The following is a 23170-nucleotide window of genomic DNA, read 5'->3' on the forward strand; positions in this document are numbered from 1 at the left end:
CCGGGCCGCACGAAGCACAATTGGAAACATGAAAGCCAGACATTTCCTCCTCAGCCTCGTCTCCACCGCTACGGTCCTTCTCGCCGCCCCAGCGCTTGCCCAGCAGCGCCCCATCCGTCTCGTGGTTCCGTACGCCGCCGGCGGTCCGATCGACGTCACGGCGCGCGTTCTGGCCGAGCGCGTGAAAGACTCGCTGGGTACGGTCATCATCGACAACAAGCCAGGTGCCGGCGGCAACATCGGCGCGGACGCAGTGGCGAAAGCGGCACCGGACGGCCTCACGATCGGCATCGCCGCGACGGCGACAAACGCGGTCAATCCCTGGCTCTACGCCAAGATGCCTTTCAATGCGGCCACGGACTTCGCGCCAATCACGCAGATGGTGCGCGTGCCCAACGTGCTGGTGATGAACGCCGAAACTGCACAACGCCTGAAGATCAATTCGCTGCCCGATCTCATCGCCTACGCCAAGGCCAATCCGGCCAAGCTCAACTACGGCAGCGGCGGCAACGGCAGCGCTGGACACCTCGCGGGCGAGCTATTCAAGAAGGAAGCGGGGATCTTCGCGGTCCACATCCCCTACAACGGCGGCAACCCCGCGCAGCTCGCGCTGCTGTCGGGGCAGGTCGACTTCAACTTCGACAACCTCGCCACCGCGGCGCCCAACATCCGCTCAGGCAAGCTCAAAGCCATCGCGGTGACCACCGCGGCGCGCAGCAGCACGCTGCCTGATGTGCCGACGGTCGCGGCCACGCTCAAAGGCTTCTCTATCGATACGTGGTGGGGTCTCGTGGCACCGGCCGGCACGCCGTCCGACGTGGTCGCCAAGCTCAATCACGCCTTCGTCGCCGCGCTCAACGCGCCGGAAACCAAGACGCGATTCGCGTCGCTGCTGGCTGAACCGGTCGCCAGTTCGCCCGAGCAGTTCGGCGCGTTCATGACGACCGAACTCTCCAAGTACGAGAAAGTCGTCAAGGCCACTGGCGCGAAGGTGGATTGACGCCCAGGCTAGCTCGCTGCGCGTAGCCGCCCCCCTTTCAGGGCGCAATACCTGCGGCCCGGCGGGAGCCGGTTCCGCGGTATTCCTGGACTGACTACTCTCCGAGGTACGCGGCTCTCACTTTGGGGTCGCTCAGCATGACCTTGGCGTCGCCGCTCATGGTGATCAGGCCTGACTCCATCACGTAGCCGCGATCGGCAAGTTGCAGCGCGCGGCTGGCGTTCTGTTCGACCAGAAGCACGGTGACTCCCTGGTCGTAGACCTGCTTCACCACCTCGAAGATCTTGTCGACCATGATCGGCGACAGGCCCATCGAAGGCTCGTCGAGCAACAGCACCTTGGGGCGCGCCATCAATGCCCGGCCCATCGCAAGCATCTGCTGCTCGCCGCCGGACATGGTGCCGGCGAGCTGGGTCGCGCGCTCCTTCAGGCGCGGGAAGGTCGCGAAAACCCGTTCCATGTCCTTCGCGATCTCGGCCTTGTCCTTGCGGATGAAGGCGCCGATCTGCAGGTTCTCGGTGATGGTCATGCGCGTGAAGACGCCGCGGCCTTCGGGCACCATCACCAGGCCTTCGCCGACCAGATCCCAGGCTCCGCGGCCCTTGATGCTCTTACCGAGAAACTCGATATCTCCGCCCAGGAAAGGCTGAGTGCCGGTGATGGCCTTCATCGTCGTGGTCTTGCCCGCGCCATTGGAGCCGATCAGCGACACGAGTTCGCCTTCGTGCACCTCGAAGTCCACACCCTTCACGGCCTGGATACCGCCGTAGGCCACCTTCAGGCCGCTGACTTTCAAAAGAGTTTGTGCCATCTCAGTGTCCTCCCGTGCCGAGGTAGGCCTCGATCACCTTTTCGTTTCTCTGCACGTCGGCAGGCGTTCCCTCCGCGATCTGCTTGCCATAGTCCAGCACCGTCACGCGATCGCACAGGCCCATCACGAGCTTCACGTCGTGCTCGATCAACAGGATGGTGCGATCGTCCTTGCGAATGCGGTCGATCAGCTCGCGCAGGAGCACTTTTTCGGTGGCGTTCATGCCGGCCGCGGGCTCGTCGAGCGCAATGAGCTGTGGATCGGTCGCCAGCGCGCGTGCGATTTCGAGACGGCGCTGATCGCCGTAGCTCAACGTGCGTGCCTTGTAGTCGGCAAACTTGCCGATCCCTACGTAGTCGAGCAACTGATGCGCGCGGTCGGCGATCGCCGCCTCCTCGGCCTTGAAGCCGCCGGTGCGAAAGATGGCGCCGAACACGCCCGAATGCGTGCGGATGTGGCGCCCGACCATCACGTTCTCGAGCGCCGTCATTTCCGAGAAGAGGCGGATGTTCTGGAACGTGCGCGCGATGCCGGCCTTGGCGACCTCGTGCACCGCCGTGGGTTGATAGGGCTTGCCGGCCAGTTCGAACGTGCCGCTGTCGGGCGTGTAGAGGCCCGTGATGACGTTGAAGAAGGTGGTCTTGCCGGCGCCGTTGGGGCCGATCAGTCCGTAGACCTGGCCGCGCTGGATCTTGATGCCGACATCGGACAGCGCCTGCAGGCCGCCAAAGCGCTTGGAGATGCCGTGAACGTTGAGGATGGTTTCAGTCATTGTCGTGCTCTCCTCGCTCACGGATTGATCGACATGGGACGCGACGCGGCACCCGGCACTTCATCGGCCGGAACCTCGATGCCCGGCGCTGCCGCCGGCATGCCGGATGCAGGAGCAGTCCCCTTGCGCGCCAACGACTTGCCATGCTCCGGCGAAGGCCAGAGGCCTCGCGGACGCACCAGCATGATGATGATCATCGCCAGTGCAATGAACAATTGCCGCAGGATCGAGGCGTCCAGGCGACCGTCGGTCATGGCCTGCAAAGGCCCTGCCACATAGCGCAGCACCTCGGGAAGCGCAGCCAGAAGAACCGCGCCGAGAATCACTCCGGGCAAGTGGCCGATGCCGCCCAGCACCACCATCGCCACGATCATCACCGACTCCATCAGGCTGAAGGATTCGGGAGACACGAAGCCCTGAAACGACGCAAACATCGCACCGGACACGCCGCCGAAGCTCGCGCCCATGGCGAAGGCCAGCAGCTTCATATTGCGGGTGTTGATGCCCATGGCCTTGGCCGCAATCTCGTCTTCGCGGATCGCCATCCAGGCGCGACCGATGCGCGACACCTGCAGGCGATGCGAAATGATGATGGTGAAGATCACCAGCGCCAGGAACAGGTAGTAGTACAGCGTCACCGAGGAAATGGTGAAGCCGTCGAACTTCAAGGGCTTGCCCAGGTTCAGGCCCCAGAAATGGATCGGGTCGATGGCGGTGATGCCCTTCGGTCCATTGGTGAGGTTGATCGGGTGGTCCAGGTTGTTCAGGAACACACGGATGATTTCGCCGAAGCCGAGCGTCACGATGGCCAGGTAGTCGCCGCGCAACTTGAGCGTGGGCGCACCCAGCAATGCGCCGAACAGCGCTGCCAGTCCGAGTGCCGCAGGAATCACCAGCAGCAGCGAACTGTGCAGCCCGTTCGGGAACATGGCCTTGACGGCAGGGAAGGTGTCGGTCAGGTGAGGCGACCCCAGCAGCGCGTACAGATAGGCGCCGATGGCAAAGAAGGCGACGTACCCCAGATCGAGCAGGCCCGCATAGCCCACCACGATGTTCAGGCCGAGCGCCAGCATCACGTAGAGCAACGCGATGTCCGCGATGCGAACCCAGGCGTTGCCCTGGCTTTGCAGCAGCAACGGCAGGACCAGCAGGCCGACCGCCGCAAGCAGGAAGAAGACGATGTTCTTGCTGTTCTTCATGGTGCGCTCCTCAAGCCCGGTCCGCCACACGCTCGCCGAGCAGACCCGAGGGCCGCAGCGTCAGCATGATGATCAGAACGATGAACGCGAAGATGTCGCTGTAGTGGCTGCCGAGCACATCGCCCGTGAGCGCGCCGATGTAGCCCGAGCCGATGGCTTCGATCAGCCCCAGCAGGATGCCGCCGACCACCGCGCCGGCGAGGTTGCCGATGCCGCCGAACACCGCGGCAGTGAAGGCCTTGAGGCCGGGTATGAAGCCCATCGCATGTTGCGCGATGCCGTAGTTGGAGGCGTACATGACACCCGCCACCGCGGCGAGCACAGCGCCAATGATGAAGGTGGCTGAAATGACCATGTCGGGCCGGATGCCCATCAGCGCGGCAACCCGCGGGTTCTCGGCGGTGGCGCGCATCGCACGGCCCAGCTTCGTGTAGTTGACCAGCCAGGTCAGGATGGCCAGGCAGATGGCGGTAACGCTCAGGATCATGACCTGCGTCGGCGAAATCACGGCGCCGCCCACGTGGATGGGGGTCGTCGGCAGCAGATTGGGATAGGCCTTGTTGGTGGGCTTCCAGATGATCATTGCGAGCGTCTGGAGCAGGATCGACATGCCGATCGCGGTGATCAGCGGCGCCAGCTTGGGGCTGTTGCGCAGCGGCCGGTAGGCCACCTTCTCGATGACGAAGTTCAGCGTCGCGGCGACCACGCAGGCGATGAGCAAGGCAATGATCAGAATGATCCAGCCGGGCGTGCCCGGCATTGACTCCTGCATGAGTCCGATGATGGTCCAACTGGTGAGTGCTCCGACCATGAGCACTTCACCGTGTGCGAAATTGATGAGATTGATGATGCCGTACACCATGGTATAGCCCAAGGCTATCAAGGCGTACATGCTGCCCAGAACCAGACCGTTGATGATCTGCTGCAGCAAGATGTCCATATCGAGAGTTCCCTAATTTGTGGCAGCACCCTTGAGGGGTGCCTCGACCCGGCGTACCGGATTGACGCCATGGTTTCACTTAGCAAAAAACCCGCCAGCATGTGACGACGGCGGGTTTGTGGGCGGGATTGTAGTCACGCCCGGTCGCCAATCTGGTGCGTTTGCGGCGGGGTTTTCCCGCTGGCGTGCGAGGGAAGGCAGGCGTGGAAAACGGCTAGTACTCGCCGGAGACTCCGTGGTTTCGTTTTCGCAATTCGCGCAGCTTTTCCGCAATGCGGATCTCGAGGCCGCGCTCCACGGGTCGGTAGAACGCCGGCGGGTTGAGGCCTTCGGGCATGTAGGTCTCGCCCGCCGCGAAACCGCCCTCCTCGTCATGGGCGTAGCGGTAGCCTTTCCCGTAGTCCAGTTGCTTCATGAGCTTGGTCGGCGCATTGCGCAGATGCATCGGCACCGGGCGCGTACCGTCCGACTTGATGAAGGCCCGGACCTCGTTGTAAGCCTTGTAGACCGCGTTCGACTTCGGCGCCATGGCGAGATAGACCACGCATTCGGCCAAGGCCAGTTCGCCTTCGGGGGAGCCGAGCCGCTCGTAGACCTCGGTGGCATCGAGCGCAAGGCGCAGCGCGCGCGGGTCGGCCAAGCCGATGTCCTCGCTGGCCATGCGCACCAGCCGGCGCGCCATGTACCGCGGATCGGCGCCACCATCGAGCATGCGCACGAACCAGTAGAGGGAGGCATCCGGATCGCTGCCGCGCACCGATTTGTGCAGCGCGGAGATCGTGTCGTAGAACTGCTCGCCGCCCTTGTCATAGCGCCGCATGCGCTCGCCGAGAACACGCAATAGCCACTCGTCCGCGATGTGGTCGAGCTTCTCCGCGCGGGCGGCGACAGCCAGCGTTTCAAGGGTATTGAGGAGTCGCCTGGCGTCGCCGTCGGCATAGGCCACGAGACGGTCGATGGCTTTCACCTCGATGGCTGGAACCGCCTGGATGTCCTGCGCGCGCACCACGATCTGCTTGAGATCTTCTTCGCCGAGAGGCTGCAGCACATAGACCGCCGCCCGGGACAGCAGCGCCGAGTTCACCTCGAATGAAGGGTTTTCGGTGGTCGCGCCGATGAAGGTGAAGAGGCCGGACTCCACGTGCGGCAGGAACGCGTCCTGCTGACTCTTGTTGAACCGATGAACCTCGTCGACGAAGACGATGGTGCGGCGCTGCTCGAGCCCGTCACGCGCCGCGGTGGCGCGATCGACCGCATCCCGAATGTCCTTCACGCCGCCGAGCACCGCACTGATGCTCAGGAACTGCGCATCGAACGCATCGGCCATGAGGCGCGCAATGGTGGTCTTGCCCACGCCGGGTGGGCCCCAGAGGATGCACGAGTGCGGCTGACCCGACTCGAAGGCAATGCGCAACGGCATGCCAGGGCCCAGCAAATGTTGTTGGCCGATGACCTCGCCCAGGTTCTTGGGTCGCAGGCGTTCGGCAAGGGGTTGGTGAGTGGAGGTAGCCATCGGAAGCGGATAGTTTCGCCCCGCATCCTAAGTTGCCGCGGACATGCCCGGGGTCAGGCGATTCGACGCTTCCTCATTGCCGGACCACGTCAGCGCCGGCGGGTGTCTTGAACACGAAGGTGCTGCCGGGGAGAGCGGGATTGACCTCTACGTTGCTGAACTTCAGCACCGAGCGTTGCCCGAAGCTGTCCAGGATTTCAAGCGATGCCAGCGCCTCGCCTTGAAAGCCGATCTGCACGCTCTGCAACTGCCCATCCTTGGTCTTGGGGGTCGCCTTGACCCACTGCAGACCATCACGCTCAGGAGCGGCATCCAGCGTGAAGTCGGCCTGCAACGCCCGCAGATCCGGAGCCGCGGCGATCAGCGCTGCCGGCGTCGAACCGAGTGCATGTGCCTGCTTGCGTTGCGTGACCTGGTTCAGGTCGGCGTCGTAGAGCCACAGGGTCTCGCCATCCGCAACGATGGTCTGGACAAAGGGCTTCTTGTAGTCGAACCTGAATTTCCCAGGCCGCTGGAATTCGAAGGTGCCCGTCGACACCTTGGCGCGCGAGGTCTGTCCGTCCTTGGGCGGCGAAGTCACGGTCTGCGTGAATTCGGCGCGGCCCGACTTCACTGATTTGACGAACGCTTCGAGGCTCTCCATTCCACCGGCCCAGACGACCGCCATCCCCAAGGCAAGCAAGCCACCTACGATCAGTTTCTTCATCACCATCGCAATTCTCCGAGGCCGATGTGGCCAGGCCCGATCATTCGGTCCGCGCGGGTACCAGGATCTCGCGCTGGCCGCTGCCGCTCATCGCGCTGACCAGGCCGGCGTTCTCCATGTCTTCGACCAGGCGCGCGGCGCGGTTGTAGCCAATCTTCAGATGACGCTGCACGAGCGAAATACTGGCCTTGCGGTTCTTGAGCACCACCTCGACCGCCTGGTCGTACATGGGGTCCTTTTCACCGCCATCGCCGCTGCCTTCGCCGAGCAGGTCGCCGTCACCGTCGACAGTACCGCCTTCGAGCACCCCTTCGATGTAGTCCGGTTCCCCTTGCGACTTGAGGTAGGCCACGACCCGATGCACTTCCTCGTCGCTCACGAATGCGCCGTGCACGCGGACCGGCAGGCCGGTGCCGCTCGGCATGTAGAGCATGTCCCCCATGCCCAGCAGCGCCTCGGCCCCCATCTGGTCGAGGATGGTTCGTGAGTCGATCTTGCTCGACACCTGGAAGGCGATGCGAGTCGGGATGTTGGCCTTGATGAGGCCGGTGATCACGTCCACGCTCGGACGCTGGGTCGCCAGGATCAGGTGTATGCCGGCCGCGCGCGCCTTTTGCGCCAGGCGGGCGATCAGTTCTTCGATCTTCTTGCCGACGACCATCATCAGGTCGGCGAGTTCATCGATCACCACGACGATGTGCGGCTCCCGCGCGAGCGGCTCGGGGCTGTCGGGCGTCAGGCTGAAGGGGTTGTAAATGAACTCCTCGCGCGCCTTCGCCTCGTCGATCTTGGTGTTGTAACCCGCCAGATTGCGCACACCCAGCTTGCTCATGAGCTTGTAGCGGCGTTCCATCTCGGCCACACACCAGTTGAGGCCGTGGGCCGCCTGCCGCATGTCCGTCACCACCGGCGCCAGCAGGTGAGGAATGCCCTCGTAGACCGACATTTCGAGCATCTTCGGGTCGATCATCAGCAAGCGAACATCGCGCGCCTCGGCCTTGTACAGCAGGCTCAGGATCATCGCGTTGATACCGACCGACTTGCCCGAACCGGTCGTGCCCGCCACCAGCACGTGCGGCATCTTGGCCAGATCTGCCACCACCGGATTGCCGACGATGTCCTTGCCGAGGCCCATCGTGAGCATCGACTTGCCTTCGTTGTAGACCTGCGAGCCGAGAATTTCGCTGAGCTTGATCGACTGCCGCTTGGCATTCGGGAGTTCGAGCGCCATGAAGTTCTTGCCGGGAATCGTCTCGACCACGCGGATCGACACCAGCGACAGCGAGCGCGCCAAGTCCTTCGCGAGGTTGACGATCTGCGAACCCTTCACGCCGGTGGCCGGCTCGATCTCGTAGCGCGTGATGACGGGGCCGGGCGAAGCGAGCACGACGCGCACCTCGACGCCAAAATCCTTCAACTTCTTCTCGATCAGGCGGGACGTCATCTCCAGCGTGTCGGCCGAGACGGTTTCTTGCCGCGCCTGCGCCGCATCGAGCAAGTCGACCTGCGGCAGCTTGCTGTCGGGCAGTTCGCGGAACAGCGGCTTCTGGCGTTCTTTGGCTACCCGATCGCTGCGCGGCACTTCGGCCAGGGCGGGTTCGATCTGCACCGGCGGAGAAGGCGCCCGGCGCTTAGCGCGCGGAATAACGCGGAGTTCCTCGTCCGGCGCATCGAGTTCGGGTCCCTCGTCGGTGGATGCCAGTTCCTCGCGTTCGCGCACGGCCCGCTTGCCCATGGCGATGTCCTGTGCAATCTCGCGCTTCTCGCGCCGGGACTCGAACAGCGAATACAGACGCGAACCGATGCGCTCGGCGATCTGGCCCCACGAAAAGCGGAACACAAGCGCCGACCCGATCACGCCGGCCGCAATGGCGATCAATGCCGATCCGGTGAAGCCCATCCACTTCACGCTCGCGGGCCCGACCAGATAGCCGAGTATTCCGCCGCCATGCCCCGGCAGGCGAAACTCAAGGCGATAGAGTCGCGACCATTCGAGCATCGCGCTGGCGCACAGAAGGAGGATCAAGCCAAACCAGAAGGCCAGCCGGCTGCGATTGAACGGGCCGCGGGCGGGCTGCTCGGCCGAGCTTGCTTCGCCTCCGCGCATCCATCCGGCGAGCGACGACAGCCAGACACGCAGTCCGGCCGCAAGACACCACCAGACCGAATAGCCGGCCAGAAAGTAGCTCGCGTCCGCCAGCCAGGCGCCGATGCGGCCGCCCCAGTTCTTGACCTCTCCGCCCGTCCCTGACGTCGACCAGGCGGCATCGGAGGGCGTGAAGCTCAGCATCGAGAGCAGCCAGAACAAAAGGGCGACGAAGCCGGCAATCAGGGTGATCTCGTGCGCAAAGCGCATGGCGCGAAGACGCACCGGTTGCGCTTCGTTCGACGAAGATTGAAGGGTGTTGAGCGAATAGGTCATGAACGGCACAACCACCGGTCCGCAGCATCGGGCCGGTGGTCCAGAGAAACTACAACGAGAAACATCGCAGCCGCGTTGTCAGGGCCGGCAACGTGAAGGCCAATGCGCGGCAGCGCGCTCGACCAGACGATCAGGTGAGCGATGAGAGTCGTTCCTTGACAATCATCGAACCGTCCGGCTGGGTCTGCACGAACCCGCGCTCCTCCAGATCCTTCATGACGCGGCTCACCATCTCGCGCGAAGCACCGACCATTTTGGCCAGATCCTGACGCGAAATCTTGTCGCGCACCTTGAGGTTGCCGGCTCCATCATCGACCGCGAACTCGAGCAGCGAACGCGCTACGCGCCCGTAGACGTCCATCAGCGCCAGCGACTCGATCTTGCGATCCGCATGCCGCAGACGCGCAACGAGGCCCCGCATGATGTTGTAGGACATCGAAGAGTTTTCAGGCAAGCACCGCGCAAATGCTTCGCGGCCGAGCATCAGCACGTCGGTCTGGATCTCGGTGCGTACCGTCGCCGAGTGCGGCTCGTCGTCGATCATGCTCATCTCGCCGATGTAGTCGCCCGGATGCAGCGTCGCAAGGATCACCTCGCGACCACGGCTGTCGGTGCTCATGACCCGGGCGCGCCCGGTGAGAATGATGTAGAGGGCATCTGACTTCTTGCCTTGTTCGACGACGACCTCGGCGCGCTTGAAGCGCTTTTTGACGATCGCATCGGCAATGCTCGCAGACTGAGTTGGCGTCAGCGCAGCGAACAACGGCACGCGGCGAAGCAATTCAAGATTGGACAGCATCGACATTCATCAATCCCCGGATTCGGCGCGATTTTCAGATCCATGGATTAATACAATCGCGCGCATTGAAAACAGCCCCCGCCCGGTCTTGAACCGAACGGTGATACTCCATATCTATCACCCTGAAAATGTACACGCTGCCGCAGCGTCAATCCTAGGTTTTCTACTCATGTCCTCCCCACGCCACGCGAAGGTTCTCATTCTCGGCTCCGGCCCTGCCGGCTATACAGCCGCAGTCTACGCGGCCCGCGCCAATCTCGAACCCATGCTCATCACCGGTATCGCCCAAGGCGGCCAGCTCATGACGACGACCGAGGTCGACAACTGGCCAGCCGACGTGCATGGCGTGCAGGGGCCAGAGCTCATGCAGCGCTTCCTGGAGCACGCCGAACGGTTCAAGACCCAGATCGTCTTCGACCACATCAACAAGGTCGACCTCAGCAAGCGCCCGTTCACGCTGACCGGTGACAGCGACACCTACACCTGTGACGCACTGGTGATCGCCACCGGCGCATCGGCCAAGTACCTTGGCCTCGAATCCGAACAGCACTTCATGGGCCGTGGCGTCTCAGGCTGCGCCACATGCGACGGCTTCTTCTACCGCGACCAGGAAGTCTGCGTGGTCGGCGGTGGGAACACCGCCGTCGAAGAGGCGCTGTACCTCTCGAACATCGCGAGCAAGGTCACTCTCGTGCATCGCCGCGACAAGTTCCGGGCCGAGCCGATCCTGATCGACAAGCTCCATGAAAAGGCCGCTGAAGGCAAGATCGAACTTAAGGTGCACAACACCCTGGATGAAGTGCTGGGCGACGACTCCGGCGTGACCGGCATCCGCCTGAAGAACATCCAGACAGGCGCTACCGAACAGCTGGACCTCAAGGGCTGTTTCATCGCGATCGGACATCATCCGAATACGGACATTTTCCAGGGCCAGGTGGACATGAAGGACGGCTACATCGTCACTCGCTCTGGCCTGCAGGGCTTTGCAACCATGACGAGCGTGCCCGGCGTGTTTGCAGCGGGCGACGTGCAGGACCACGTCTATCGCCAGGCCATCACCAGCGCCGGCACGGGCTGCATGGCGGCACTCGACGCACAGCGCTTTTTGGAGCAGGACGGTACGCTCTGAGCTGCCGCCGAGCGAAAAGGCTATAATCCAAGGCTTTGCCGAATCTTCCACTCCATTTTGGAGCCGGGTTGTTGCGGCAAGCCGGGGTACCGCCACCCGTTTCTGGCGAGGTCAAGCTGCAAACCACCCCGCAATCTCATTGCGCCCGGTGCCAGCTGTTCAAGAAAGAGTGTCCACATGGCACGCGTATGCGAAGTAACGGGCAAAGGCCCGATGGTCGGAAACAACGTTTCCCACGCCAACAACAAAACCAAGCGCCGGTTCCTGCCGAACCTGCAATACCGTCGTTTCTGGGTCGAAACGGAAAACCGTTGGGTTCGCCTGCGTGTTTCGAGCGCTGCCCTGCGCCTGATCGACAAGAACGGCATCGACGCCGTGCTCGCAGACCTGCGTGCACGCGGCCAAGCTTAAGGAGCTGAATCATGGCAACGAGCAAAGGCGGACGCGAAAAGATCAAGCTGGAATCCACCGCGGGTACCGGCCACTTCTACACGACCAGCAAGAACAAGAAGACGATGCCTGAAAAGATGTCGATCATGAAGTTCGACCCCAAGGCGCGTAAGCACGTCGAATACAAGGAAATCAAGCTGAAGTAATTCAGCCCAGATCCCGCCAAAAAACCCGCTGTGATCCAGCGGGTTTTTTTGTTGCCTGCGCTTCCGAAAAAAGAAGGTTCGTCCTAGACGCAAAAAAGCCGGCTCATGAGCCGGCTTTTTGTTGGGCGAGGGAGATACCCTGCGGGTCAGGCGCGAGCCGCACGCAGACGCGTCGAGAACTCGCGCAGGCCCGCAATGCCGCTGGCCTCCGCCCGATGACACCACGCGGCCAGATCGGCAGCCAGTTGCTCGCGCGACTGCGAGGTGTTGAGCCACATCTGGCGCAGCTCCTCGCGCATCGTCACCATCTTGTCGAGCACCGGATGCGCTGCGCGCGCCTGCACCAATTGCGAGCGAGCGGCGGCGGGCACTTTGTCGTCATCACGGTGCAGCCAGCGCTTGGAAGCCTTGAGAACCGACAGGTCCGCACCCTTGGCCTTCAGTTGAGCCAGCTCATCGCGAGTCGCACGGCGCATTTCGCGAGCGTAGCCGGCCATCACCTCGTAGCGATTGGCGATCAGGGCCTCGAGCGTCTTCTCGTTGGCCACGGGCACCACATCACCCATTTGCAGCTTCGGCGGCAGCTTCTTGACCTTGGCCCAGCCGATCTTTTGCATCAGGCTGATGTAGACCCAGCCGATGTCGAACTCGTACTTCTTGACCGAGAATTTGGCCGAGGTCGGATAGGTGTGATGGTTGTTGTGCAGCTCTTCACCGCCAATGACGACACCCCAGGGAATCAGGTTCGTGCTGGCATCCGTGGCTTCGAAATTGCGATAGCCCCAGAAATGGCCGATGCCGTTGACGACGCCGGCGGCCCAGAACGGAATCCACAGCATTTGCACGGCCCAGACGGTCAGGCCCAGACCGCCGAACAGCGCGACGTTGAGGATCAGCATCAGGCCGACGCCTTGCCAGCTGAAGCGCGAGTACAGGTTGCGCTCGAGCCAGTCGTTGGGCGTGCCGTGACCGAAACGCTCCATCGTTTCCTTGTTCTTCGATTCCTTGCGGTACAGCTCGGCGCCGCGCCACATGACTTCGTCGATGCCCTTGACCTGCGGGCTGTGCGGGTCTTCTTCGGTTTCGCACTTGGCGTGGTGCTTGCGGTGGATGGCCACCCACTCCTTCGTCACCATCCCGGTGCCGAGCCACAGCCAGAAGCGGAAGAAATGCGACGGGATCGGGCCCAGATCCATGGCCCGATGCGTTTGCGTCCGGTGCAGGAAGATCGTGACGCCCGCGATCGTGATGTGCGTGGTGACGAGCGTGTACAGCACGACTTGCCACCACGTGAGGTCCCACAAGCCGTGTCCGAGCCAGTCGATGGCCGCGCTCAGGACGGCAGAGTCAGGAAGCAACATTGAGTTCGGTACTCCATGGCCACACGAAGGTGCAGCCTTCAGGTAACCTGCGATTTTAAGGGTTCGGCCCTTAAAAGGGGGCTAAATCCTTGATGCATCGCAAGTTTTCCAGTCGTTTGGAGCTTCGTCCCTACTTTCGGTTCCACACGGCAGCAAAGAAGCCGTCGGTGGCATGGCGATGCGGCCAGAGGCGCAGGTAGCGCTTGCCGCTCGCCCCGCCCGCGCAAAGCGCCTCGGCTCCGGGGACCTTCACGCCGTCGAGCACGTCTGCGGCATCCTGCGCTTCGAAATCCGGATTGGCTGCACCAAAAGCCTCGGCGATGGCCTCGTTTTCCTCCGGCAGCACGCTGCAGGTCGCATAAATCAACCGGCCACCCGATTTCACCAGGCGCGAAGCGCTCTGCAGGATGGCGGTTTGCTTGGCCGTCAGTTCCTGGACCGACTGGGGCGACTGACGCCACTTCAGATCGGGGTTGCGCCTCAGCGTGCCGAGACCCGAACAGGGCGCATCCACCAACACCCGGTCGATCTTGCCGGCAAGTCGCTTGATGCGGTCGTCGCGCTCGTGGGCGATGGCCGCGGGGTGCACGTTCGACAGCTTGCTGCGTGCGAGCCGAGGCTTGAGGGCGTCAAGGCGGTGCGCCGACGTGTCGAAAGCGTAGAGACGACCCGTATTGCGCATCGTCGCCCCAATGGCCAGCGTCTTTCCGCCGGCGCCTGCGCAGAAATCCACCACCATCTCGCCGCGCTTGGCATCGAGCAGCAAGGCAAGCAGTTGCGAGCCCTCGTCCTGCACCTCGACCGCGCCGCGAGCGAATGCGTCGAGCTTGGTGAGTGCTGGCTTGCCGTCGATCCGAAGCCCCCAGGGCGAAAACGGAGTCGGAACAGCCTTGATGGCGGCCAGGGCCAGTTCCTTCTGCACCTCAGGCCGTTTGTCCGTGAGCGCATTGACCCGAAGATCGAGCGGCGCCGGCCGCTGCAGGCTTTCGACCAGCGGCCAGAACTGGTCGCCCAGTTGCGTCTTGAGCGGCGCGACCAGCCATTCCGGCAGGTTGTGGCGGTGGCGTTCGAGCAGATCGTCCTGCTTGACGGCGTCGCAGTTGTCGAGCCAGCGCTTTTCGGTGTCGTTGAGCGCGCTCTTCAGGAAATCACGGGGGCCATGGAAGCCAAGGATCGCCATCCGCCGTTCCTTCGGCCCGCTGCCAGACGGCGAGAGGTGGTCGAACAACAGCTTCTTGCGCAACACGGTGTAGACCGTCTCGGCCAGCGTGGCGCGTTCGCGCGGCCCCAGTTCGCGATGGTCGCGGAAGAAGCGGGAAACGACCTGGTCGGCCGGGTGATCGAATTTCAGGACGAGGCCGACCAGGTCGGCGCTGGCCTCAAGAATGGCTTTGGGGTGCATGCCCCATTGTCTCAGCCAAGGGCCAACCTAGACGGTTGTGCGCGTCCAGACCGGTCCGAAGGCTTGGCGCTCGACCTCCGCGAGCGTGGGCGAATGCCCCGCCCACAGCACCAGCCCAGCACCGGGAAGGCTCAGGGTGTCCTCCAACTGCCGGCAGAGATTCCAGCGCTCCTCATCTGCAAGCATAGGCAACTCCAGGAACACCACGTAGGCACGCCGCCACGGGAATTCGCGCAGGTTCTTGCGAACCACCCACGCCCGCGAAATCGCGCTGCACCGCACCAGATCGGCGCGAAGTTCGCCCAACTCGAATTCACTGAGGTCGTGGCGCGCGATCTGGCTGAAGAATGGCGTCGCGGTGATCTCCTCCCACGCGCGTTGCTCGGCCTCCTCCGCCGTTTTCGCCCGCTCGCGCCAGAGCTTGAGTGCTCGCTCGTCGTGCGCGCCAGTATCGGGATCCTCGAGCAGCGAAACCGCCGTCTTGGCAGCCCACCAGCGGCTGGCCGTGCTCGACTCGTGCAATTTCTCCAGCACCACGAGACGCGCCGGCCGATCGTTGGCCGGCAACATCTGGGCGAGCCCTCGCAATGCCCCAGGGTGATTCGCCGTCATCTGCAAGGCGCGTTCGTAGATCCCGCGCACGTCTGCCGCCGCGTTGACCCGGCGCGCGCAGTCCGCCCACTCGACCATTTCGTCGGCATTGTTGCGTCCGGCGCTGGCCGCGAGCGCGGCGACCCGCTCGCGCACCCGCACGAGGTAGGCGTGATGCTGCTTCCAGTCGTTCGCGTGGGCCCGGCACCATTCCGCATCGAAATGGGCCGTCCACTTTGGCGCATCACCCAGGAGGGCGAGCGCCGATTTCTCCGACCAGGAGGGCAATCCCGCCTTTTCATCGAGCGCTTCCAGCCGGTCGCGCAGTACGGGGTGGGTGTCGTCGACGTCGCTCACGCTGCGAAGCGCACCGCGAAGTGCCGTACGCGCAAAGTCGGCGTCAACAGGAGCGCTGAACTTCCGAGCCATGGCCGAGAAAGGCCCGGCGGGCAATGGCTCGTCGACTGCCCGCGACCAGTGCGACGGCCAGAACTCCTCCGCGTACCAGGAGCCCTTGACCGCGATCTCGGTCAATGCGCCGGCAACGACGCGTGTGCCCAGAAGGCGTGCGGCGACGCGATCGGCCTCGTACTCATCCTGACGCGCCAGGGCAAAGGTCTTGGCGGCAAAGCGCGGGAAGTACCAGCGAAAGAAGGCTTGCGACGCGAATGCCATCACGCCATCGTCGCGCTGGAAGCTCGCGTCCAGCTTGAGCCATGAAAGGCGAGTCCGGTAGATCCAGGCGCTCAGCTTTCCGTGGTTGCCGCGCAAGTGGCCGTACTCGTGCGCCAGCACGGAGAGCAGGCGACGCCGGTCGAGTGCCATGAGAAGCGGAAGCCCCACGCTGAGATAGTTGACCGCCCCGCCGAAGAGTCCGAAGCGCGGCAACTGCCGAATGCTCGCATTGAAATCGCTGTCGAGATAGACGCGGTGGACCGGTGGGCCGTCGATCTTGGCGCGGATCCGGTCGAGTGCTTCGAACAATGCGGGCGCGTCCTCGCGCTCCAGCGCAACGCCCTCGGGCTCATCGAATCGCACCCAGAGCGCGCGCAACGTGGCCCACAGCAGGCCGAGGGCAAAAAGCAGGAGCCAGCCCCGCCCCACGCTGAAACGCGTGCCCTGTCCCAGGGAAACCACGACCCACGCGATGATGCCGACCGCCAGCGCCAGGCAGGCGACCACCCACAGATAGCCCAATGCGGCGAATGCGGCTACTCCGCGGCGGTAGCCCGAGCTGTCGTCCGCGCTGGCATGCTCGCTCAGCCGTACGAGATGAACAAAATCCGCACGATCCATCCCGACCTTTCACCCTATTGAAGGAAACACCCGACGTGACAGACAACGACCTCCCGCCCCTGATCGAAACGCCGCCGGGCCGCTACCGCCACTACAAGGGCGGCGAGTACGAGGTGCTCGGCACGGTGCGTCATAGCGAAACGCTCGAGCCGATGACGCTGTACCGGGCGCTCTACGGCCAACGCGGCTTGTGGGTAAGACCCGCCGCAATGTTCGGGGAGACCGTGAAGGTGGGGGGCTCGTCACAATTGCGCTTCGTCAAACTCGACTAGAGATATCGAAGCGTAGATTGTGTCAGTTTGTTTCCAAAAGCCATGCAGCAATGGCTTGCGGGTAAACCCTATGTTCCTGTGCCAGAACTCGCGCCGCGAGACTTTCTTCGGTGTCATCGGCCATGACGGGGACCGCGGCTTGGGCCAGGATCGGCCCGTGGTCGAGTTCAACCGTGACCTCGTGCACGGTCACGCCTGCCACACGGCAACCCGCCTCGATGGCGCGGCGGTGCGTGTGAAGCCCCGGGAAGGCGGGCAGGAGTGAGGGATGAATATTGAGGAGCCGGCGCTCGTAGCGCGTCACGAAGCCGGGCGTCAGGATGCGCATGAATCCCGCGAGCACCACCAGCGTCGGCGAATGCACATCGATCGCCTTGGCCAGCGCCGCATCGAAGTCTTCCCGCGTCGAATAGTCCTTGTGCGAAACCACGGCGGTCGCGATGCCGTGCTCTCGTGCGATCGCCAGCCCCTGCGCGTCCGCCTTGTTGCTGATGACCGCCGCGACGCGCGCACCGAAGCGTGCAGCCCATCGCTCTTTCTCGGCAGCCCGAACGATGGCAGCCATGTTCGAGCCGCTGCCGGAGATCAGGATCACAATGTTTTTCATGGGACGCGGGATTATCTGTGCTCGTTTCCCCGAGGTCCGGTTTGTCGCGGCGCGGACACCTTGAACTAGCACGACCGTGCTAAAAATGCCGGTTCCGAAGATGCGCCGCGCCCGCGGCGGTCGATCAACACAGCGAGGCACGCATGGATTTGAGCTTCACGCCCGAAGAACAGAAGTTCCGCGAAGAGATTCGCGCCTGGGTCAAAGAGAACCTTCCCGCAGAGATTTCCCACAAGGTGCACAACGCCCTCGAACTCACGCGCGACGATCTTCAGCGCTGGGCCAAGATCCTTGGCAAGAAGGGCTGGCTGGGCTACGGCTGGCCCAAGGAATTCGGCGGCCCTGGCTGGACCGCTGTCGAGAAGCACCTGTTCGAGGAAGAAGCCGCCCTCGCCGGCGCGCCTCGGATCATCCCCTTCGGCCCCGTGATGGTCGCGCCGGTCATCATGGCCTACGGCAACCCCGAGCAGCACAAGCGATTCCTCCCCGGCATCGCGAGCGGCGAAGTCTGGTGGAGCCAGGGCTACAGCGAGCCGGGCTCCGGTTCCGACCTCGCCTCGGTCAAGACCAAGGCCGAGCGCAAGGGGGACAAGTACATCGTCAATGGCCAGAAGACCTGGACCACGCTCGGGCAGTACGGCGAATGGATCTTCTGCCTGGTGCGCACCAGCAGTGAAGGCAAGCCGCAGACCGGCATCAGCTTCCTGCTGATCGACATGAAGTCGCCCGGCGTCACCGTGCGCCCGATCAAACTCCTCGACGGCGGCCACGAAGTCAACGAAGTCTGGTTCGACAACGTCGAAGTGCCGGCCGAAAACCTCATCGGCGAAGAGAACAAGGGCTGGACCTACGCCAAGCACCTGCTCTCGCACGAGCGCACCAACATCGCCGACGTGAACCGCGCGAAGCGCGAGCTGGAGCGCCTCAAGCGCCTCGCAAAGAGCGAAGGCGTCTGGGAAGACCAGCGCTTCCGCGACGAGATCGCGAAGCTCGAGGTCGACGTCGTCGCGCTCGAAATGCTGGTCCTGCGCGTGCTCTCCGCCGCCACTACGGGCAAGAACTCGCTCGACATCGCCGGTCTTCTCAAGATCAAGGGCAGCGAAATCCAGCAACGCTATTCCGAACTCATGATGCTCGCCGGCGGCCCCTACTCGCTGCCGCTGGTCCGCGAGGCGATGGAAGCCGGCTGGCAGGGCGACTTCCCGGGCGGGCATCCGCAACTGGCCCCGCTGTCGTCGAGCTACTTCAACATGCGCAAGACCACCATCTACGGCGGCAGCAATGAAGTCCAACGCAACATCGTCGCCCAGACGGTCTTCGGCTGAGCGCAGGCAAACAAGGATCAAGCAATGGACTTCAATTTCAGCGACGACCAGCAACAACTTCGCGACGCGGTCGCCAAGTGGGTCGAAAAGGGCTATAGCTTCGAGCGCCGGCAGGCCACCGAGGCGGCAGGCGGCTTCTCCCGTGAAGCGTGGGACGAACTGGCCGAGCTGGGCCTGGGCGGCCTGTACATCCCTGAGGATGAAGGGGGCCTGGGCATGGGCCCGGTCGAAGGCATGGTCGTGATGGAAGAACTCGGCCGCGGCATCGTGCTCGAGCCGCTCGCGCAATCCTTCATCGCGGGCGCGGTCCTCGCCGGCCATGCCGACGAGGACACCAAGGACAACTGGCTGCCGCGCATCGCCGGCGGACAGGCGATGGTGGTGCTCGCCTACCAGGAGCGCGTGGCGCGCTACCGACTCGACGTGTGCGAGGCCCGGGCGGCCAAGGCCGGCAACGGCTGGACGCTGAACGGCACCAAGAGCCTCGTGCCCGCCGGTGACGAGGCCGATGCCTTTATCGTTCCCGCGCAGGTCGACGGCAAGATTGCCCTCTTCCTCGTGGAGCGCGCTGCCGACGGCGTCGCCGCACGCGGCTACGGCACCCAGGATGGCAGCCGCGCGGCGGAGGTCGTTTTCGACAAAGCCGCCGCCACGCTCATCACCCTCGATGGCCTGCCGGCCCTCGAGCATGCTGTCGATATCGGCATCGCCGCAACCTGTGCCGAAGCCGTCGGCGTGATGGACAAGACGCTCGCGATCACCGTCGAGTACATGAACACGCGCAAGCAGTTCGGCGTGGCGATCGCCACCTTTCAGGCGCTGCGCCATCGCGTCGCCGACATGAAGATGCAGCTCGAACTCGCCCGTTCGATGAGCTACTACGCGAGCCTGAAGCTCAACGCGCCGGCCGCCGAGCGTCGCCAGGCGCTGGCTCGCGCGAAATACCAACTGGGCGTGTCGATGCGCTTCGTCGGCCAGCAGGCTGTGCAGTTGCACGGCGGCATCGGCGTGACCGACGAGTACATCGTGAGCCACTACTTCAAGAAGCTGACGCAGCTGGAGATGACCTTCGGCGACACCCTGCACCACCTGGGCGAGGTGTCGGCGCGCATGCAGGACACCGCAGGGGTCTTCGCCTGACATCGACCTGCCGTCGCTTCCGATGGCACTCAGCGCCCGCCGGCTTCAAGCTGGCGGGCGTTTTTCTTGGAACGGAATTTGCCATGCACACTCGCCGCCATCTCATCGCCGCGGGCTTCGCCAGCACCTTGCTCGCAGCCTGCACCACTACGCCTGTGAACCAGGAGCGTCCGCCCATCGTGTTCATGCATGGCAACGGTGACTCGGCAGCGCTGTGGCAGACGACGATCTGGCGCTTCGAATCCAACGGCTGGCCGCGCGACAAGCTCATCGCAGTCGACCAGCCATTTCCCCTGGCGCGCGACGATGACACCGTCGTCCAGCCGGGACGCAGTTCGACCGCGGAATCGATGGCCTTCCTGAAGGCGGAAGTTGACCGAGCGCTAAAGACGACCGGCGCGAACAAGGTCATCCTCGTCGGCAATTCACGCGGCGGCAACACCATCCGGAACTACGTACAAAACGGCGGCGGCGATCAGGTTGTCAGCCACGTGGTGCTGGGCGGAAACCCGGCGCACGGCATCTGGGCGGTGAAGGGCCGGCAAGAAGGCAACGAGTTCTCCGGGCTGAGCCCGTTCATGCAGCAACTCAATGCGCCCAAGAACGGCAACGGAGACGAGGTCACGCCCGGCGTGAAGTGGCTGACGCTGCGTTCGGACAACAACGACAAGTACGCACAGCCCGACGGCATCTGGATCGGCGCCAAGGGCACAGCGACGAACATCGGCTTCGACGGACCGGCGCTGAAGGGCGCGACCAACGTCGTGCTGCCGCGCGTCGATCACCGCGAGACCTCGTTCTCACCGGCGGCCTTCGATGCCACCTGGCGCTTCCTGACGGGCGAAGCGCCGCGCACGCTTCAACCGGCCCCCGAAGCGCAGGTTGTCTTGTCGGGCAAGGTCACCGGCCTCGGGCTCGATTCGCGCGATCCGGTCAGCGGCGCATTCGTCAACAACCTGCCGCTGACCGGAGGCCGCCTGACAGTCTTCGCCGTCGACACCACCACTGGCGCTCGGCGCGGCCCGCCAGCATGGGAACAGACCATTGCGCAAGACGGTCGCTGGGGACCGTTCACGGCCCAACCGAACACACCCTACGAATTCGTCCTGGGTGCGCCCGGCTACGCCACCACGCACATCTATCGCAGCCCCTTCCCGCGCTCCAGCAACGTGATCCAGCTTCGGCCCGAGCGAATTCCCGAGGCGGATCGCGATGCCCGCGCCCTGGTGATCCTCACCCGGCCGCGCGGCTACTTCGACGCCGAGCGCGACACCATGCGCTTCGACGGTCAGGCCGTCCTACCGGGAGTCCCTCCGAAGGGATCGGGCGTGTCGAGTTCGAAAATCAAGCTGCCGAGCGACGTGCCCCGCGCCGTGGCATCCGAATTCAATGGAGAGCGCGTGACCGGCCAGGCCTGGCCCGCCGCGCAAGGCGACGTCAGCGTGCTGGAACTGACCTACTGAACTGCGCCCGCTACCCGTGCAGCCGGGAACTCTGCGGCAGGTGTGCCATCAGGAACTCCATCTGGTCCGCCAGGATCCGGCGGTTGCGCAAGATGAAGTCTTCCCACAGGCTCGGCACGTAAGGTGCGTACAACAAAGGCATGCCGGCCTGCTCGGGAGTGCGGCTGCTCTTGCGGTGATTGCAGGGTCGGCAAGCGGTGACCACGTTCATCCAGGTGTCGATGCCCTTTTGCGCAAACGGGATGATGTGTTCACGCGTCAGCTCTTCCTCGTGGAAATGGCCGCCGCAATAGGCGCAGACATTGCGGTCGCGCGCGAACAGCTTGCTGTTGGTGAGCCCGGGCCGCTGCGTGAAGGGGTTGATGCGCGGAACGCCCTTGGTGCCGATGATGCTGTTGATGGCAATCTGCGACTGCTGGCCGGTGACGGCGTTGTGCCCACCCCTGAACACCGCGACCTGCGCGCCCACCTCCCAGCGAACCTCGTCGGAGGCATAGTGGATCACCGCTTGTTCGAGCGAAATCCACGATTGGGGCAGCCCTTGGGCCGACAGCTTCAAGACCTTCACCACACGCCTCCTCGGGAAAAGAGAACCACGGAAAGACCAGGACATGATGCTCGCTTCAGAAGCTTGCATCTGACGCACTGCGTCACAATATACCGGCTTTATGACAAAACGCCCTGATGTGCCCATTCCGTGGGCACGAAGTGCTATCAAAAAGATACCAACCCATGCAGGTCTTTAGGGGATTCCGGCATCCGGGCGTGGCTCCGGCCTGCGCCCTGACCATTGGCAACTTCGACGGTGTGCACCGCGGCCACCAGGCCATGCTGGGCCTGCTCAACACCGAGGCGCGCCTGCGCGGCCTGCCCAGTTGCGTGCTGACTTTCGAGCCGCATCCGCGTGATTACTTCGCGGCGCTCACCAAGCGCCCGGAACTGGCGCCGGCCCGCATCGGCACGCTTCGCGACAAACTCACCGAACTCGCAGCAGGCGGCGTCGCGCAGACCATCGTGCTGCCTTTCGACGCCCGGCTGGCATCCCAAACGCCCGATGAATTCATCCAGCACGTCCTGACCGAAGGGCTCGGCGCGCGCTATGTGCTGGTCGGCGACGACTTCCGCTTCGGCGCCAAGCGCGCCGGCGACTACGCGATGCTCGACCGCGCCGGCGACGAGCAAGGATTCGACGTGGCGCGGATGAACAGCTACGAGGTCCACGGCCTGCGCGTGTCCAGTTCCGCCGTGCGCGAGGCGTTGGCCGAGGGCCGGATGAGCGACGTGCACGCCCTCCTGGGCAGGCCCTACGCCATCTCCGGCCACGTGGTGCACGGGCGCAAGCTCGGCCGCGCCCTGGGTGCGTCGTTCCCCGGCCGGAACGACGGCTTTCGCACGCTGAACCTGCGCTTCAAGCACTGGAAACCCGCCGCCAGCGGCATCTTCGCGGTGCTCGTGCATGGCTTGACCGAAGCCCCGCTGCATGGGGTCGCCAACCTGGGTGTACGGCCGTCGCTCGACGCCAACGACGTCAATGCCGGCCGGGTGCTGCTGGAGACCCACTGCCTCGATTGGCCCGCCCAGCTCGGCGCCGAAGGGGCCTACGGTAAAATCGTCCGCGTGGAACTGCTGCACAAACTGCACGACGAATTGCGCTACACCAGCCTCGAGGCCCTGACTGCGGGCATCGCGAAGGATGGCCGCGACGCGCGTGCGTTCTTTGCCTCCACCCACGCCGAGACCCATCGCCAGACCACGCGCGACCGAATTTAGAGCGGGACCTTCGCTTTCCGCCGCGTCCGGCCGCACCTTGCCTGCAAGGGCCGCAC

General features: G+C 64.0%; 22 protein-coding genes. 9 read left to right on the forward strand and 13 right to left on the reverse strand.

Annotated features, from left to right (window positions below):
• Positions 1-28: 28 nt before the first annotated feature.
• Positions 29-1000 carry a Bug family tripartite tricarboxylate transporter substrate binding protein gene (locus QTI24_RS19445; RefSeq protein ID WP_286602694.1) on the forward strand — a complete coding sequence of 324 codons (972 nt, stop codon included), beginning with the start codon at positions 29-31 and terminating at the stop codon, positions 998-1000.
• A gap of 94 nt (positions 1001-1094) precedes the next feature.
• Here the strand turns inward: QTI24_RS19445 and QTI24_RS19450 are convergent, their stop codons facing one another.
• From QTI24_RS19450 to QTI24_RS19485, 8 genes are all read right to left on the reverse strand, one after another.
• A complete protein-coding gene (locus tag QTI24_RS19450; RefSeq protein ID WP_286602696.1) occupies positions 1095-1811 on the reverse strand; it encodes an ABC transporter ATP-binding protein in 717 nt (238 codons plus the stop codon).
• 1 nt (position 1812) lies between these two features.
• Positions 1813-2583: an ABC transporter ATP-binding protein gene (locus QTI24_RS19455; RefSeq protein WP_286602697.1), complete on the reverse strand. Its 771-nt coding sequence runs from the start codon at positions 2581-2583 to the stop codon at positions 1813-1815.
• Between the two features lie 17 nt (positions 2584-2600).
• Positions 2601-3782, reverse strand: coding sequence for a branched-chain amino acid ABC transporter permease (locus QTI24_RS19460; protein WP_286602699.1), 1182 nt, complete (start codon positions 3780-3782; stop codon positions 2601-2603).
• A gap of 10 nt (positions 3783-3792) precedes the next feature.
• On the reverse strand, positions 3793-4722 hold the full coding sequence (locus tag QTI24_RS19465; protein ID WP_286602701.1) for a branched-chain amino acid ABC transporter permease: 930 nt from the start codon (positions 4720-4722) through the stop codon (positions 3793-3795).
• Between the two features lie 214 nt (positions 4723-4936).
• Positions 4937-6235: a replication-associated recombination protein A gene (locus tag QTI24_RS19470; protein ID WP_286602703.1), complete on the reverse strand. Its 1299-nt coding sequence runs from the start codon at positions 6233-6235 to the stop codon at positions 4937-4939.
• A 73-nt stretch (positions 6236-6308) separates the two neighbouring features.
• A complete protein-coding gene (gene lolA / locus QTI24_RS19475) occupies positions 6309-6941 on the reverse strand; it encodes an outer membrane lipoprotein periplasmic chaperone LolA (protein WP_503011286.1) in 633 nt (210 codons plus the stop codon).
• A gap of 40 nt (positions 6942-6981) precedes the next feature.
• A complete protein-coding gene (locus QTI24_RS19480; protein WP_286602705.1) occupies positions 6982-9363 on the reverse strand; it encodes a DNA translocase FtsK in 2382 nt (793 codons plus the stop codon).
• 130 nt (positions 9364-9493) lie between these two features.
• Complete coding sequence (locus tag QTI24_RS19485; RefSeq protein ID WP_286602706.1) at positions 9494-10168, reverse strand: Crp/Fnr family transcriptional regulator; 675 nt, start codon at positions 10166-10168, stop codon at positions 9494-9496.
• A gap of 163 nt (positions 10169-10331) precedes the next feature.
• Between QTI24_RS19485 and trxB the strand changes: the two genes are divergently transcribed.
• From trxB to rpmG, 3 genes are all read left to right on the forward strand, one after another.
• Positions 10332-11291, forward strand: coding sequence for a thioredoxin-disulfide reductase (trxB, locus tag QTI24_RS19490; RefSeq protein ID WP_286602961.1), 960 nt, complete (start codon positions 10332-10334; stop codon positions 11289-11291).
• Positions 11292-11468: 177 nt separating this feature from the next.
• Positions 11469-11702, forward strand: coding sequence for a 50S ribosomal protein L28 (rpmB, locus tag QTI24_RS19495; RefSeq protein ID WP_028251282.1), 234 nt, complete (start codon positions 11469-11471; stop codon positions 11700-11702).
• A gap of 11 nt (positions 11703-11713) precedes the next feature.
• Positions 11714-11887: a 50S ribosomal protein L33 gene (gene rpmG, locus QTI24_RS19500; protein WP_007830291.1), complete on the forward strand. Its 174-nt coding sequence runs from the start codon at positions 11714-11716 to the stop codon at positions 11885-11887.
• A 146-nt stretch (positions 11888-12033) separates the two neighbouring features.
• Here rpmG and QTI24_RS19505 read toward each other — a convergent pair whose 3' ends face one another.
• The 3 genes from QTI24_RS19505 to QTI24_RS19515 form a co-directional block, all read right to left on the reverse strand.
• Positions 12034-13248 (reverse strand): DesA family fatty acid desaturase, encoded by a 1215-nt coding sequence (locus QTI24_RS19505; protein ID WP_286602707.1) that lies wholly within the window; start codon positions 13246-13248, stop codon positions 12034-12036.
• A gap of 130 nt (positions 13249-13378) precedes the next feature.
• Positions 13379-14650, reverse strand: coding sequence for an RsmB/NOP family class I SAM-dependent RNA methyltransferase (locus QTI24_RS19510; protein ID WP_286602708.1), 1272 nt, complete (start codon positions 14648-14650; stop codon positions 13379-13381).
• Between the two features lie 27 nt (positions 14651-14677).
• On the reverse strand, positions 14678-16537 hold the full coding sequence (locus tag QTI24_RS19515; protein ID WP_286602709.1) for a M48 family metalloprotease: 1860 nt from the start codon (positions 16535-16537) through the stop codon (positions 14678-14680).
• Positions 16538-16572: 35 nt separating this feature from the next.
• Between QTI24_RS19515 and QTI24_RS19520 the strand changes: the two genes are divergently transcribed.
• Entirely contained in the window at positions 16573-16809 is a 237-nt protein-coding gene (locus QTI24_RS19520) for a DUF1653 domain-containing protein (RefSeq protein WP_286602711.1), read from the forward strand.
• A gap of 22 nt (positions 16810-16831) precedes the next feature.
• Here the strand turns inward: QTI24_RS19520 and purN are convergent, their stop codons facing one another.
• On the reverse strand, positions 16832-17416 hold the full coding sequence (gene purN, locus QTI24_RS19525) for a phosphoribosylglycinamide formyltransferase (protein WP_286602713.1): 585 nt from the start codon (positions 17414-17416) through the stop codon (positions 16832-16834).
• Positions 17417-17559: 143 nt separating this feature from the next.
• Here purN and QTI24_RS19530 point away from each other — a divergent pair, with 143 nt between their 5' ends.
• The 3 genes from QTI24_RS19530 (at position 17560) to QTI24_RS19540 (ending at position 21344) form a co-directional block, all read left to right on the forward strand.
• Positions 17560-18741 carry an acyl-CoA dehydrogenase family protein gene (locus QTI24_RS19530; protein WP_286602714.1) on the forward strand — a complete coding sequence of 394 codons (1182 nt, stop codon included), beginning with the start codon at positions 17560-17562 and terminating at the stop codon, positions 18739-18741.
• Between the two features lie 24 nt (positions 18742-18765).
• Positions 18766-19881 carry an acyl-CoA dehydrogenase family protein gene (locus QTI24_RS19535; RefSeq protein ID WP_286602715.1) on the forward strand — a complete coding sequence of 372 codons (1116 nt, stop codon included), beginning with the start codon at positions 18766-18768 and terminating at the stop codon, positions 19879-19881.
• Between the two features lie 83 nt (positions 19882-19964).
• The gene (locus QTI24_RS19540) at positions 19965-21344 is read left to right on the forward strand and encodes an alpha/beta fold hydrolase (protein WP_286602717.1); all 1380 of its coding nucleotides are present in this window, start codon (positions 19965-19967) and stop codon (positions 21342-21344) included.
• A 10-nt stretch (positions 21345-21354) separates the two neighbouring features.
• On the opposite strand, the gene QTI24_RS19545 is transcribed toward QTI24_RS19540, so the two are convergent.
• Positions 21355-21912: an HNH endonuclease gene (locus QTI24_RS19545; protein WP_286602718.1), complete on the reverse strand. Its 558-nt coding sequence runs from the start codon at positions 21910-21912 to the stop codon at positions 21355-21357.
• A 164-nt stretch (positions 21913-22076) separates the two neighbouring features.
• Between QTI24_RS19545 and QTI24_RS19550 the strand changes: the two genes are divergently transcribed.
• Positions 22077-23114 (forward strand): bifunctional riboflavin kinase/FAD synthetase, encoded by a 1038-nt coding sequence (locus tag QTI24_RS19550; RefSeq protein ID WP_286602719.1) that lies wholly within the window; start codon positions 22077-22079, stop codon positions 23112-23114.
• Positions 23115-23170: the final 56 nt, after the last annotated feature.

Source organism: Variovorax sp. J22P240 (assembly GCF_030316855.1).
Lineage (GTDB): Bacteria > Pseudomonadota > Gammaproteobacteria > Burkholderiales > Burkholderiaceae_C > Variovorax.